This is a genomic window from Telluria sp. AZSoR62 (assembly GCF_058111565.1).
In genome coordinates this window covers 408,950-422,090 of the sequence record NZ_JBYTST010000003.1, presented here as the reverse complement: position 1 = coordinate 422,090, position 13,141 = coordinate 408,950, and the positions used below count along the sequence as shown (strand labels likewise).

Genomic DNA, 13,141 nt, shown 5'->3' with positions numbered 1-13,141 from the left:
GTAATCCGCACCGGCAAGCCATTTGACGCAAATTACCCGTCGAAACGGCTTGCCATTCAAGACGGTATCTGACCCCGGTTTTAGGGGTACGCGCCAAAAAAAAAGCGCGCCCAGGGCGCGCTTTTGTATTACCGCATGCGTGACGATCAACGCATCGTTTCGATCATCTGCTTGAGCTTGATCGAGTCCGCCACGAAAGCCCGGATGCCTTCGGCCAGCTTCTCGGTGCCCATCGCGTCTTCGTTGAGCATGAAGCGGAAGGTCTTCTCGTCCACCGTGATCTTTTCCAGGCCAGCCTGCGGCTCGGCGACCAGCTTGCGCTCGAGCGGGGCATCGCTGTCGGCCAGCTTTTGCAGCAGGTCCGGGGAAATGGTCAGCAGGTCGCAGCCGGCCAGTTCCTGGATCTGCGAGGTGTTGCGGAAGCTCGCGCCCATCACTTCGGTCTTGTAGCCGAAGGTGCGGTAGTACTGGTAGATGCGCTTGACCGACTGCACGCCCGGATCGTCGGCGCCCTGGTAGTCGGTGCCGGTCGATTTCTTGTACCAGTCGTAGATGCGGCCCACGAACGGCGAAATCAGCTGCACGCCGGCGTCGGCGCAGGCGATCGCCTGGCACAGCGAGAACAGCAGGGTCAGGTTGCAGTGGATGCCTTCCTTTTCCAGGATCTCGGCGGCGCGGATGCCTTCCCAGGTCGAGGCAATCTTGATCAGGACGCGCTCGCGCGAGACGCCGGCCTTTTCGTACAGCGCGATCAGCTCGCGGCCCTTGGCAACGGTGGCTTCGGTGTCGAAGGACAGGGCGGCATCGATCTCGGTCGAGACGCGGCCCGGCACGAATTTCAGGATTTCGACGCCGAAGGCGATCAGGAGGCTGTCGACGACCGCTTCCGTCGACGCATCCGGCGCGTCGGCGATTGCCTTTTCCAGCAGCGGGCGGTATTCCGGCTTCTGCACGGCCTTCAGAATCAAGGAAGGGTTGGTGGTCGCATCCTGCGGCGTGTAGGCCTTGATCGACTGGAAGTCGCCGGTGTCGGCCACAACGGTGGTGTATTGCTTGAGTTGTTCGAGTTGGTTCATCTTGGGTCTCGGTGGGAATGAGTAAAACGTGCGTTCTTAAACGAAATCGGTGCCGTCCATGAAGGCGGCAAGCATGCGCTCGAGCCCCACGCGGTCTTCGTCGGAAAAGCGGTCAAGCACCGGGCTGTCGATATCGAACACGCCGAGCACTTCGCCATCCTTGATGAGCGGGATCACGATCTCCGAATTCGAGGCCGAATCGCAGGCGATATGGCCCGGGAAGGCGTGCACGTCGGCCACCACGATGGTCTTGCGCTCGACCGCGGTGGTGCCGCAGACGCCGCGGCCGAAAGGAATGCGGGCGCAGGCCGGCTTGCCCTGGAAGGGGCCGACCAGCAGGTCCTGGCCGTCGCCCTTACGCCCCGGTACGGTGAAGTAGAAGCCGGCCCAGTTCAGGTCGGCGAGGGTGTCGTAGACGAGTGCCGAGAATTGCGCGGCGTTGGCCATCAGGCTGCGCTCGCCTTCGAGGACGCTCTCGACCTGGCGTTCCAGCAAGGCGTAGTCGGGACGGTCGCTGCGTTCTGGATTGATGTGCATGAGGGGTGTCCGGGTGCTTTGGAAACCGCGTATTTTACACCCGAGGCGAGGTGCGCACTTTTGCAGCGCCGCTGTTCAGCCGATGAAGGAATCGAACTGCATGTCGAATTCCTGCAGCGCCTTCTGCGCGTTCTGCATCTTCTTCCGAAATTCCGGCCCGCGCTGCAGCGCCAGGCCCACGGCCAGCACGTCGATCACGACCAGGTAGGCCAGGCGCGCCGAGATCGGCGTGTAGGGGTCGATCGCGAACACCAGGTCGATCGGAATGAACAGGGTCGCGATATCGGCCAGCGGCGTGCCGGACGGCGCCAGCACGATCACGTCGGCGCCGCCGCGGCGGGCCAGCTTGGCCGAGCGGGTGAGGGCCGGATTGTTGCCGCGCTGGGAGATCGCCACCACCGCATCGCCTTCGCGCAGCAAAGCGGCGGCAATCGAATGGATGGCCGGGTCGGTATAGGCCACCGTGGGCACACCCGAGCGGAAGAACTTGTGCTGGGCGTCGCTGGCGACGAAACCCGACGAGCCCTGGCCGTAGAACTCGATCTTGTTCGCGCGCGAGAGGATGTCGAGCGCCTTTTGCACCAGTTCGGGCTTGAGGTTGTTGCGCAGGTCGAGCAGGGTGTTGATCGAGCGGCTGCAGATCTTGTTGACCAGGTCCGAGGCCAGGTCGTCCGGCGCCGGCTGCTCGTTCGCGCCGGGCAGGGCCAGCGCCAGGCCCTGGGCGAGTTTCAGCTTGAACTCGTGCCAGCCATCGTAGCCCAGCGTGCGGCAGAAGCGCACCACGGTCGGCTCGGAGACACCCGCGCTCTTGGCCAGCGCCGTGATGTTCTGGCTGACGATGACGCTGGGTGAGGCCAGCACCGAGAGCGCCACCTTGCGCTCGGACTTCGAGAGCGAGTCGAGCTGGGTGCGGATGGAATCGAGCAGCATGGGGACTTAATCTTCCGGCAGCACTTCTTCGCGCCACTGCAGCCCGTCGCGGCCGATCAGCGCGCTCGAGGCGGCAGGACCCCAGGTGCCGGAAGTGTAGGGCACAGGCGTGGAGTCGTCCTGCTCCCAGTGTTCCAGGATAGGCTCGACCCATTCCCAGGCCGCTTCCAGCTCGTCGCCGCGCATGAACAGGGTCAGCTGGCCGCGCAGCACGTCGACCAGCAGGCGTTCGTAGGCTTCCATGCGCGGGCTCTTGAACTGCTCGCGGAAATCCAGCTCCAATTCGGCCTGTTTCAGGCGCATGGAGTCGCCCGGCGTCTTGGCCATCAGGTTCATCGACAGGCCTTCGTCCGGCTGCAGGCGGATCACCAGGCTGTTGGGCTGGAAGCTCGACGTCGGCTGGTTGAAGATCGAATGCGGGATCGGCTTGAAACGCACCACGATTTCCGCCAGGCGGTCGGCCATGCGTTTGCCCGTGCGCAGGTAGAAGGGCACGCCGGCCCAGCGCCAGGTGTCGATCTCGGCCTTCATGGCCACGAAAGTCTCGGTCTTGGATTGCTTGGGCGCGCCCGGCTCGTCGCGGTAGCCCGGCACGGCCTGGCCATCGACATAGCCGCCGCGGTACTGGCCGCGCACGATGTTCTGCGACAGCGTGGTCGGAGTGAAGCGCTTCAGGGAGCGTAGCACCTGCAGCTTGGCGTCGCGCACGGCGTCCGGTGCAATCGAGGTCGGCGGCTCCATCGCGACGATACACAGCAGCTGCAGCAGGTGGTTCTGCAGCATGTCGCGCAGGGCGCCCGAGGTGTCGTAGTAGCCCAGGCGGTTGCCCACGCCGATCTTCTCGGCGATGGTGATCTGCACGTCCGAGATCCATTCGCGGCGCCACAGCGGCTCGAACAGGATGTTCCCGAAGCGCAGCGCCAGCAGGTTCTGCACGGTCTCCTTGCCCAGGTAGTGGTCGATCCGGTAGATCTGCGATTCGGCGAACACCTTGCCGACGTCGAGGTTGATCTGCTTGGCCGAAGCCAGGTCGCGGCCCAGCGGCTTTTCCAGCACCACGCGCGAGTTCGGCGTCGCCAGGCCAGTGGCGGCCAGGTTGTCGCAGATGGTGGCGAACAGGTGGGGCGGGGTGGCCAGGTAGTAGACGCGGGTAAGCGACGCGTCCTTGCGCAATGCTTCCACCAGCGGGCCGTAGGTGGCGACGTCGGTGGCGTTGAGCGCCACGTAGACGATGCGTTTCAGGAAGCGCGCCCAGCTCTCATCCGTTGGGGGCTCCTTGATGTGCTGCTTCGAGTTCGTCTCGACCATCTTCAGGAACTCTTCCTGGGTCGCTTCCTCGCGGCCGACGCAGATGATGCGGGCGCTATCGGGCAAGTCGTTGCAGACATCGCGCGAGTACATCGCAGGAAGCAGCTTGCGCATCGCAAGGTCGCCGCTGCCGCCGAAGAAAACGAGGTCGAAATCGGAAAGTGCCATAGGAATCAGGGAGAGAGTGAAAACTTGAATGTAAATTTACTACACGAATATCGTGTTAGCAAGAAAATATACTACAAAGCGACGTGGTCGACGGCCGATGGGCAGCGCTGGCTCGTAGGGTGGGCCAGTTTCCTGCCCACGCGGCGATCGTTCGCGGCGAGATCATCCCGCACGCGAGCGGAGCCGCCAATACGCTCACGCGTGCCGGTATTCCGGCTCTTCCCGCCCTGCCACGTCCACGCGAATCGACAGCACCTTGCCGCTGAGCGGATAGGCCGCCAGCTCGTCCGCCGAGCGCCCATGGCTGGCGCTGGTGATATACAGCGTGCGCAAATCCGAGCCGCCGAAGGCCACCGAAGTCGGGCAGCGCACCGGCAAGGCAAGCTCGCGCAGCACCGTGCCGTCCGGCGCCATGCGCAGCACGCGTCCGCCTTCGAACATCGCCACCCAGTAGGCGCCTTCGCTGTCGACCGTCGCGCCATCCGGGCGCCCGCCGTAGTCCGCGGCTGTCTTGTCGGTCGAGAAGGTCTTGATGGTGCGTCCGTTCGACTGCACGCCGGTCGCCGGGTCGAAATCGTAGCGGTCGATGCGGTGCGTCGTGGTATCGGCATGGAACATCGTTCGGCCGTCGCGGCTCCAGGCCAGGCCGTTCGAATTGGTCATGCCGCCGGCCCAGGCGCGGCGCAGCTGGCCGCGCTCGAGCACATACATCTCGGCGGCCGGCTTGTCGCGCGGCTCGTACATGGTGCCGATCCAGAAGCGGCCCGCCGGATCCACGCGCCCGTCGTTGAAGCGCACGATCGAGGTGTCGTAGGGCGCGTCCGCAACCGGTGTCTCCTTGCCGCTGGTCGTGTTCAGGCAGATGAGGCCATTGCGCGTGGCCACCATCAGGTTGTTGTCGCCGTCGATGGCCAGCGCCGAGGGCTCCGAGCCCATCTTCCAGGACGTGTACTTGCCGCTTGCCGGGTGCACGCGGTTGACCGTCAAGCCGTTGATGTCGACCCAGTACAGGGCCGACTCGACCTCGTGCCAGATGGCCGATTCGCCGACCAGCATCGGCGCGTCGTGCACCACTTCGAATTTATCCGTTGCCATGTGATTTTCAGTTGGAGTCTAGACGGCGGCCTTGGCGCGTGCGATCAGGCCGTTGGTGGAGCTGTCATGCAAGCCGGGTTGTGGCTCGGCTACCAGCTCGGCTTCGATCTTCTTGGCCAGCACCTTGCCCAGTTCAACGCCCCACTGGTCGAAGCTGTTGACATCCCAGATCACGCCCTGCACGAAGGTCTTGTGCTCGTACAGCGCGATCAGGGCGCCGAGGGTGGCCGGGGTGAGCCGCTCCATCAGGATCGTGTTGCTAGGGCGGTTGCCGGGGAAGGTCTTGTGCGGCGCCAGGCGTTCGATGTCGCTCAGCGACAGACCTTGCTGCTGCAGGTCGATGCGTACTTCGTCGAGGGTCTTGCCCTTCATGAAGGCTTCCGACTGGGCGAAGCAGTTCGCCAGCAGGGCAGTGTGATGGTTCTGCATCTCGTGCGCAGGGCGCAGCGCGGCGATGAAATCGATCGGGGTCAGGTCGGTGCCCTGGTGCAGCAGCTGGAAGTAGGCGTGCTGGCCGTTGGTGCCGGGTTCGCCCCAGATCGCCGGGCAGGTCGGGGTGTCGACCGGCTCGCCGTCGCGCGTGACGCGCTTGCCGTTGCTCTCCATGTCGAGCTGCTGCAGATAGGCCGGGAAGCGGTTCAGGTCCTGGTGGTAGGGGGCGATGGTCACGGACGTCGCGCCCAGGAACTGGCGGTTCCAGAAACCGACCAGGGCCAGGATCATCGGCAGGTTTTCCTCGACCGGGGCGGTGCGGAAATGCTCGTCCAGCTCGTGCGCGCCGGCCAGGAAGTCGGTGAAGTAACCGAAGCCCACCGCCAGCGCCACCGGCAGGCCGATGGCCGACCAGACCGAATAGCGCCCGCCAACCCAGTCCCAGAACGGGAACATGTTGGCCGGGTCGATGCCAAAGGTTTTAATTGCCTCGGTATTGGTAGAGACGGCAACGAAGTGCCTGGCCAGCGCCTCTTCCGGTGCGTTCTGCAGGAACCAGGCGCGCGCGGTCTGCGCGTTCATCATGGTCTCGGCCGTGGTGAAGGTCTTCGACGCCACGATGAAGAGCGTGGTTTCCGGATCGACCTGGTTCAAGGCCGCATCCATGTCGTGGCCGTCCACGTTCGACACGAAATGCATGCGTAGACGCGGATGGGCGTAGTGGCGCAGCGCCAGCACGACCATCTTCGGGCCCAGGTCCGAGCCGCCGATGCCGATGTTGACGATGTCCGTAATCGGCTTGCCGGTATGGCCCAGCCAGTCGCCGCTGCGCACCGCGTCGGTGAACAGCTTGACGCGCTCCAGCACCGCGTGGACGTCGGCGTTCACGTCCTGTCCTTCGACGACCAGTTTCGCACCGCGCGGCGCGCGCAGGGCGGTGTGCAGGACGGCGCGGTTTTCGGTGTTGTTGATCCGTTCACCGGCGAACATCGCATCGCGGCGCGCCTCCACGCCGCGCTCGCGCAAGAGCGCCGCCAGCAGTTCAAGCGTGCGCCCGTCGAGGCGATTTTTTGAATAGTCTAGGAACAGTCCTGCCGCCTCGCACGACAAGCGCTCGAAGCGCTGCGGGTCGGCTGCAAACAGGCTGCGCATCTCCCAGTCTTCGGCCTCGACGGCGTGGGTTTCAAGGGCCTGGAAGCTGGCGGTAGAGGTCAATGCAGGGGTCGAAGAAGGCTGGCGCATGGGGTCGGTGTCGATGGCACAATGTTGTCAATAGCAGATTATCGAATAATACAATATGCGTGCGTAAATTCACTACACAAAAAGTAGCGATAGTGGCTACAGTGTTTGAACAGCCAGCTGCTCGTAGGGTGGGCGGGTCTCCCGCCCACGCGTTCAGCACAGCTTACGTGCCGATGCGTTTTTGTGGATGGCGAAGGTGCGTTGAACGCGTGGGCAAGGAACTTGCCCACGCTACGAATCACGGCCGATCTGGCCGTCCTGCACCCCCAATAAATCTGTAGTAAAATTTCAGATACCAAATTTCAGAAGGAACGATCATGGCGCTGCACCCCGTAGTCGAGCAGGTAACCAACCGGATCATCCAGCGCAGCCGCCCATCGCGCGCGGCTTACCTGGCGCATCTCGAAGCGGCCCGGATCCAGGGCGTGCAGCGCGGCGCGCTCTCGTGCACCAACCTGGCGCACGGTTTTGCCGCCTTCCCGGCCAACGACAAGCTGAAACTGCGCGAATACAAGCAGCCATCGGTCGCCATCGTGTCGTCCTATAACGACATGCTGTCGGCCCACCAGCCCTTCGAATACTTCCCGAAACTGATCAAGGAAGCCGTGCGCGAGATCGGCGCCGTGGCCCAGTTCGCGGGCGGCGTGCCGGCCATGTGCGACGGCGTCACGCAAGGCCAGCCGGGCATGGAGCTGTCGCTGTTCTCGCGCGACACCATCGCCATGTCCACCGCCGTGGCGCTGTCGCACAACATGTTCGACGCCTCGCTGTACCTGGGCATCTGCGACAAGATCGTGCCGGGCCTCCTGATCGGCGCGCTGCACTTTGGCCACATCCCGGGCATTTTCGTGCCGGGCGGCCCGATGACGTCCGGCCTGTCGAACAAGGAAAAGGCGCGTGTGCGCCAGCTCTACGCGCAGGGCAAGGCCACCCGCGAAGAGCTGATGGAATGCGAAGCCCAGTCCTACCACGACGCCGGCACCTGCACCTTCTACGGCACCGCCAACAGCAACCAGATGCTGATGGAGATGATGGGCCTGCACCTGCCGGGCGCCGCCTTCATCACCCCGGGCACCCCGCTGCGTGATGCGCTCACGCGCGCAGCAAGCCAGCAGGCGGTGGCGATCTCCCAGCAGGGCAGCAACTACATGCCGATCGGCCGCATCGTGGACGAGAAGAGCATCGTCAACGCCATCGTCGCGCTGCACGCCACCGGCGGCTCGACCAACCACACGCTGCACCTGGTGGCGATCGCGCGCGCGGCCGGCATCGTGATCGACTGGAACGACTTCGACGAGCTGTCGAAAGTGGTGCCGTCGCTCACCCGCATCTACCCGAACGGCGAAGCCGACGTGAACCACTTCCAGGCCGCCGGCGGCCCGGGTTTCGTGATCCGCGAACTGCTGGACGCCGGCCTGGCCCACGAGGACGTCAACACCATCCTTGGCCACGGCCTGCGCAAGCACTGCAAGGAGCCTTTCCTGGGCGAGGACGGCAAGGTCGTCTGGCGCGACGTGCCGGAGCATTCCGGCGACGACAGCGTGCTGCGCCCGGCGGCGAATCCGTTCAGCGACAACGGCGGCATGGTGCTGGTGCAGGGCAACCTGGGCCGCGCCATCATGAAGATCTCGTCGGTGAAGAAGGAATACCACGTGGTCGAGTCGCCCGCGCTGACCTTCGATTCGCAGGAAGACTTCATGCAGGCCTATAAGGACGGCAAACTGAATCGCGACTTCGTCGCGGTGCTGCGCTTCCAGGGCCCGCGCGCCAACGGCATGCCGGAACTGCATGCGCTGACCCCGGCGCTGTCGAACCTGCAGGACGCCGGCTTCAAGGTGGCGCTGGTCACCGACGGCCGCATGTCGGGCGCTTCCGGCAAGGTGCCGGCGGCGATCCACGTGTCTCCAGAGATCCTCGCCGGAGGCCCGCTCGGCCTGGTGCGCGACGGCGACCTGATCCGCGTCGACGCCACCACCGGCAGTTTTGCCGCCCTGGTGCCGGACGATGTCTGGGCCTCGCGCAGCATGGCGACCGCCGACCTGTCCAAGAGCCACATCGGCATGGGACGCGAGCTGTTCGCCATGTTCCGCAACGCCAGCACGCCGGCGGAGCAGGGCGCAGCCACCTTCCCGATGCCGTCCCCGATCCCGACCACCGTACCGCTGCACGAAGGCATCAATGCCGATGAAGTCGTGCCCGGCTCAGACGAAGACTTTCTCTTTAGGACCCAGAAATGACTCTACTTGACATCATGCGCTCGGCGAGCGTCATCCCGGTCATCGCCATCGACGATCCTGAGCACGCCGTCCCGCTGGCCAAGGCCCTGGTGGCGGGCGGCATCCGGGTGCTGGAAGTGACGCTGCGCACCAGGCACGGCCTGGACGCGATCCGCGCCATGAGCCAGGTTGAAGGCGCCATCGTCGGCGTCGGCACGCTCACCCAGGCCGAAGAATTCGCGCAATCGCGTGACGCCGGCGCCGTGTTCGGCGTTTCGCCGGGCCTGACGCCGATGCTGATCGAGGCGGCGAAGAAGAGCGGCCTGCCGCTGCTGCCGGGCGTGATGACCCCTTCCGAAGTGATGGCTGCGCGCGAACAGGGGTTCAAGCAGCTCAAGCTCTTCCCGGCCGTGCCGGCCGGCGGCGTGGGCATGCTCAGTGCGATCGGCGGCCCGCTGCCGGACGTGACCTTCTGCCCGACCGGCGGCATCTCGATCGAGTCGGCGCCGAAGTTCCTGGCCCTGAAGAACGTGGCCTGCGTGGGCGGCTCCTGGCTGACCCCGAAAGACCTGATCGCTGCCGGCGACTGGGCCGGGATCACCGAGCTGGCCAGGGCAGCTGCCGCGCTGCGCGCTGCATAAAGGCTTCCATGTTACGCCCGCGGTCCCGCCCCCTCACCGAGGCCGAGATCGCGATGGCGTCGCTGCTGTTCGGCGACGCCATCGATTATGAGCGCGTCCGTATCCACGGCCGCCGCTACATGCCGCTGCAGCCGAAGAACTGCTGCATGACGCCCAACGGCAGCATGTACTTCCACCGCTCCTGCTTCCTGCCCGACTACACCCGCGGCGACCCGGGCGCCATCCACTGGTTCATGCACGAAATGGTGCACGTCTGGCAGCACCAGCTGGGCTACCCTGTGCGCCTGCGCGGGGCAGTGCGCATCGGGCTGTCCTACGACTACACCCTGCGCGAAGGCGCCGAGCTGTCAGACTACAACATGGAAGCGCAAGGGGATCTGCTGGCCGATTATTTCGTATTGAAGTTCCTGAAAAAGCCGCAGGCCATGCGCCAGCAGCGTTACCGCGACAGCCTGGCGCTATACGAACAGGTCTTGGCATGCTTCCGCGCCGATCCGGGTGGCCGCCTCAATCTTCACCGAGGGCCGGCGCGCATGCTGGCACGCAGCCTGCGGCGCTGAGCGGCGCTTCACACCGTTTCCAGGATCGCAAACAGCGCCCTGGTATCGAGCGGCTTGACCAGGTGATGGTTGAAGCCTGCAGCGCGGGTGCGGGCGCGGTCGCTGTCCTGGCCATAGCCGGTGGCGGCGATCAGCACCGAGCCGGCCGTGCGGGGCCGGCTGCGCAGGCGCCGGGCCAGTTCTGTGCCGTCCATTCCGGGCAGGCCGATGTCGAGCAGGCAGACATCCGGCGGCTCGGCCTCGGCCCGCTCCAGCGCCTGGTCGCCGCCGTGTTCGACCGCCACCCGGTGGCCCGAGGCTTCCAGCAACATGGCCAGCATCATCGCTGCATCCACGTTGTCGTCCACCACCAGGATGTTCAATTGCCGCGCGCCTGCGCGCCCCGCCGGCGCGCCCTGTACCGGCAGGCCTGGCCGCTCCTGCGCGTGCAGGCGCGGCAGGCAGACGGTGAAGCTGCTGCCCTGGCCCGCGCCGCGGCTATGGCTGGCCACGGTCCCGCCATGCAGCTCGACCAGGCTTTTCACCAGCGCCAGTCCCAGTCCCAGCCCGCCCGCCGAGCGGTCGGAACTGCGCTCGGCCTGCGCAAACAGATCGAAAGCGTGCACCGCGAGGTCGGCCGACATGCCGATGCCGTCGTCCGTCACCTTGATGCGGACCTGGGCGGCGTCCACTTCGGTCTCGAGCACGATGCTGCCGCCCGGGTTGGTGTATTTCGCCGCATTGTTCAGGATATTGGTGAGCACCTGCACCAGCCGCTTCTGGTCGCCCATGACCATCGTGGCCTCGGGTGACAGGCGCAAGCTCAGGTGATGGCGGCGCGCGTGGATCAGCGGCGTGACCTGCTCGACCGCTTCGGCCACGATCTGGCGGATGTCCTGAGGCGCGCGGTCGAGCGTGACCAGGCCGCGCGTCACGCGCGAGACGTCCAGCAAATCGTCGATCAGGTGGGTCATGTGCTCGACCTGGCGGCTGATCACCTGGCTGGTCTGGCGCACCCGCGCCTCGTCGAGCTTTGCCATTTGCAGGAGCTGGGCGGCGGCCCCGATCGGGGCCAGCGGATTGCGCAGCTCGTGCGCCAGCATGGCCAGGAATTCGTCCTTGCGGCGGTCGGCGAGTTTCAGCTGTTCCTGCGCGGTGCGGCGCTCGGTGATGTCGCGGAAGAAGAAGGCGATGCCGCCGTCGAGCGATCGGTAGGCACGGGTTTCGATCCAGGACTCGGGCTGGTCCGGCTGGATATAGGGAATCTCGACGGTTTCCGCTTCGCCGGTTTCCATCACTTGCCGAAAAGCCGCCTCGGTACTGGTGCCCTTGAGCTGGGAGAACACCTCCCAGTGGTCATGGCCGACGATCTGGTCGGCCGTATGCCGGGTCAGGCGCAGGCCTTCCGCATTCATGCGCAGGATGGTCCAGTCGCGGTCGAGCACTGCGAACCCTTCGGCCATGCTGTCGAAGATGTACTGGCTCTGGTCGCGTTCCGTGCGCAGCGCAGCCTGAGCCTGGGCCGTTTCGACGGCGGCCCAGGTGCGCTCGGCCATTTGCCGGGCCAGTTCGAGTTCGTCGCCGCGCCAGGTGCGCGGGATGGCGCTGTGGATCGTGAGCACCACCCGCAAGGTCCCGGCGCGCACCAGCGGCACCAGCAGGTCGGCGCAGACGCCGATCCTGTCGTAGGCGGCCGTATGGGCGGCGGTGCGGCAATCCTGGGCCACGTCGTGGTTGACCACCGCCTTGCCGGTACGTAGTTCGGCAATCACGTCGGGGGCGAATTCGTCCACGGTCCTGGTTTGCCCGGCCAGGCTGGCCGAGCCCTCGGCGGTCCAGTCGCGCCGGATGAAGATCGTGCCCTGGGCCTCGGCCACCTCGGCGTACAGCACGCGCGACACGCCCAGCCTGCGGCCCATGAGTTCACAGGCGGCTGCCGTGACGGCGTCGGGATCGGTCAGTTCGCGGATGCGGTCGGACAGTTCGAGCTCGAAGGCCTGGCGCGAGCGGATGTCTTCGAGCTGCTGGATTTTTTCCGCGAGCGCCTGGTTGGCCAGGTGGGCGGGCGTGACATCGCTGCCTTGCGCGAAGATCCCGGTGATGCGGCCATCCTCGCCGCGGATCGGCTGGAATACCAGGTCCACGTAGCGGTCTTCCAGCGCGGCGCCGGCCTGGCGCTGCAGCCCGATGCGGTGGTCGCGCAGGACGGTCGGCTGGCCGCTTTCGAACGCGTCGTCGAGCAGCTCGCGAAAGCCCTGCTGCGCCAATTCGGGAAAGGCGTCCAGCGCCGGCTTGCCGAGGATGTCGCGCCGTCCGACCAGCTGGTAATACGCCTCGTTGACGATGTCGACGGTATGGTCCTTGCCGCCCAGGACCGCGATGAAGCCCGGCGCCTGGTCGAACAGGATCTGCAGTTCGCTGCGCCCGGCCGTCAGGATGCGCGTCATCGCCTCGTGCATCTGTGGGCGGTTCATTTGCGGTACATCCGGCACCGCATTCGCGACCTGCTTCAGGTAGTACTTGCGGGTGGCATCGTCGAAGCGGTACAGGTCGGTGACATCGATGGCGTTCTGCGACACGAAGGCCACTTGGCCAGCGGCGTCGAACACCGGTGTATGGATGGCGCTCCAGTAGCGGTCCTCGAACACCGTGCCTTCCGGCGTGGCGCGCGGGATCGCATAGCGCAGCAGCGCGCTGGTATGCGGCTGGCGCGTATCGATCGCCATCTGGATCGAGGCCCTGACCTCCTCGAGATTGGTCGAGTCGGGGTCGAGCGGATTGACCGGGAAGGCGTCGAAGATGTGCTTGCCGACCAGGTCCTCGGCGGTCCTGCCGGTTGCCCTCAAGTAGGCCGGATTCGCGCCAATGAGGATGAAACCCGTATCGATCAGCAGGTAGGGATAGGGCGATGCATCGAACAGCGCCGAGAAGTCCGGTCGGGTAGTCATGGCGCAATT

Annotated in this window: 10 protein-coding genes; 3 read left to right on the top strand and 7 right to left on the bottom strand. The window is 65.5% G+C overall.

The features are described from left to right. Window positions 1-146: 146 nt before the first annotated feature. The 6 genes from tal to pgi form a co-directional block, all read right to left on the bottom strand. On the bottom strand, window positions 147-1,076 hold the full coding sequence (gene tal, locus AC3XQU_RS07855) for a transaldolase (protein WP_489873585.1): 930 nt from the start codon (window positions 1,074-1,076) through the stop codon (window positions 147-149). A gap of 36 nt (window positions 1,077-1,112) precedes the next feature. Next, the gene (locus AC3XQU_RS07850; protein ID WP_489873584.1) at window positions 1,113-1,613 is read right to left on the bottom strand and encodes a GAF domain-containing protein; all 501 of its coding nucleotides are present in this window, start codon (window positions 1,611-1,613) and stop codon (window positions 1,113-1,115) included. Between the two features lie 75 nt (window positions 1,614-1,688). Continuing rightward, window positions 1,689-2,543 (bottom strand): SIS domain-containing protein, encoded by an 855-nt coding sequence (locus tag AC3XQU_RS07845; RefSeq protein WP_489873583.1) that lies wholly within the window; start codon window positions 2,541-2,543, stop codon window positions 1,689-1,691. A 6-nt stretch (window positions 2,544-2,549) separates the two neighbouring features. Then, complete coding sequence (zwf, locus tag AC3XQU_RS07840) at window positions 2,550-4,019, bottom strand: glucose-6-phosphate dehydrogenase (RefSeq protein ID WP_489873582.1); 1,470 nt, start codon at window positions 4,017-4,019, stop codon at window positions 2,550-2,552. Window positions 4,020-4,214: 195 nt separating this feature from the next. Continuing rightward, the gene (locus AC3XQU_RS07835; protein WP_489873581.1) at window positions 4,215-5,114 is read right to left on the bottom strand and encodes an SMP-30/gluconolactonase/LRE family protein; all 900 of its coding nucleotides are present in this window, start codon (window positions 5,112-5,114) and stop codon (window positions 4,215-4,217) included. 18 nt (window positions 5,115-5,132) lie between these two features. After that, window positions 5,133-6,788: a glucose-6-phosphate isomerase gene (pgi, locus tag AC3XQU_RS07830; RefSeq protein WP_489873580.1), complete on the bottom strand. Its 1,656-nt coding sequence runs from the start codon at window positions 6,786-6,788 to the stop codon at window positions 5,133-5,135. A 317-nt stretch (window positions 6,789-7,105) separates the two neighbouring features. Between pgi and edd the strand changes: the two genes are divergently transcribed. Genes edd through AC3XQU_RS07815 form a run of 3 tightly spaced genes read left to right on the top strand, consistent with a single transcriptional unit; the run spans window position 7,106 to window position 10,205 of the window. Next, a complete protein-coding gene (gene edd / locus AC3XQU_RS07825) occupies window positions 7,106-9,025 on the top strand; it encodes a phosphogluconate dehydratase (protein ID WP_489873579.1) in 1,920 nt (639 codons plus the stop codon). Beyond that, the gene (eda, locus tag AC3XQU_RS07820) at window positions 9,022-9,645 is read left to right on the top strand and encodes a bifunctional 4-hydroxy-2-oxoglutarate aldolase/2-dehydro-3-deoxy-phosphogluconate aldolase (RefSeq protein ID WP_489873578.1); all 624 of its coding nucleotides are present in this window, start codon (window positions 9,022-9,024) and stop codon (window positions 9,643-9,645) included. Before edd ends, eda begins: the two co-directional genes overlap by 4 nt. Before the next feature lie 8 nt (window positions 9,646-9,653). Next, window positions 9,654-10,205, top strand: coding sequence for a Rhs element Vgr protein (locus tag AC3XQU_RS07815; protein ID WP_489873577.1), 552 nt, complete (start codon window positions 9,654-9,656; stop codon window positions 10,203-10,205). Window positions 10,206-10,213: 8 nt separating this feature from the next. On the opposite strand, the gene AC3XQU_RS07810 is transcribed toward AC3XQU_RS07815, so the two are convergent. Next, a complete protein-coding gene (locus tag AC3XQU_RS07810; RefSeq protein ID WP_489873576.1) occupies window positions 10,214-13,132 on the bottom strand; it encodes a hybrid sensor histidine kinase/response regulator in 2,919 nt (972 codons plus the stop codon). Window positions 13,133-13,141: the final 9 nt, after the last annotated feature.

What these genes read in the sequence shown, in the direction of transcription:
- tal (WP_489873585.1), bottom strand. Translation starts at nt 1,076, where the DNA reads ATGAACCAACTCGAACAACTCAAGCAATACACCACCGTTGTGGCCGAC.
- AC3XQU_RS07850 (WP_489873584.1), bottom strand. Translation starts at nt 1,613, where the DNA reads ATGCACATCAATCCAGAACGCAGCGACCGTCCCGACTACGCCTTGCTG.
- AC3XQU_RS07845 (WP_489873583.1), bottom strand. Translation starts at nt 2,543, where the DNA reads ATGCTGCTCGATTCCATCCGCACCCAGCTCGACTCGCTCTCGAAGTCC.
- zwf (WP_489873582.1), bottom strand. Translation starts at nt 4,019, where the DNA reads ATGGCACTTTCCGATTTCGACCTCGTTTTCTTCGGCGGCAGCGGCGAC.
- AC3XQU_RS07835 (WP_489873581.1), bottom strand. Translation starts at nt 5,114, where the DNA reads ATGGCAACGGATAAATTCGAAGTGGTGCACGACGCGCCGATGCTGGTC.
- pgi (WP_489873580.1), bottom strand. Translation starts at nt 6,788, where the DNA reads ATGCGCCAGCCTTCTTCGACCCCTGCATTGACCTCTACCGCCAGCTTC.
- edd (WP_489873579.1), top strand. Translation starts at nt 7,106, where the DNA reads ATGGCGCTGCACCCCGTAGTCGAGCAGGTAACCAACCGGATCATCCAG.
- eda (WP_489873578.1), top strand. Translation starts at nt 9,022, where the DNA reads ATGACTCTACTTGACATCATGCGCTCGGCGAGCGTCATCCCGGTCATC.
- AC3XQU_RS07815 (WP_489873577.1), top strand. Translation starts at nt 9,654, where the DNA reads ATGTTACGCCCGCGGTCCCGCCCCCTCACCGAGGCCGAGATCGCGATG.
- AC3XQU_RS07810 (WP_489873576.1), bottom strand. Translation starts at nt 13,132, where the DNA reads ATGACTACCCGACCGGACTTCTCGGCGCTGTTCGATGCATCGCCCTAT.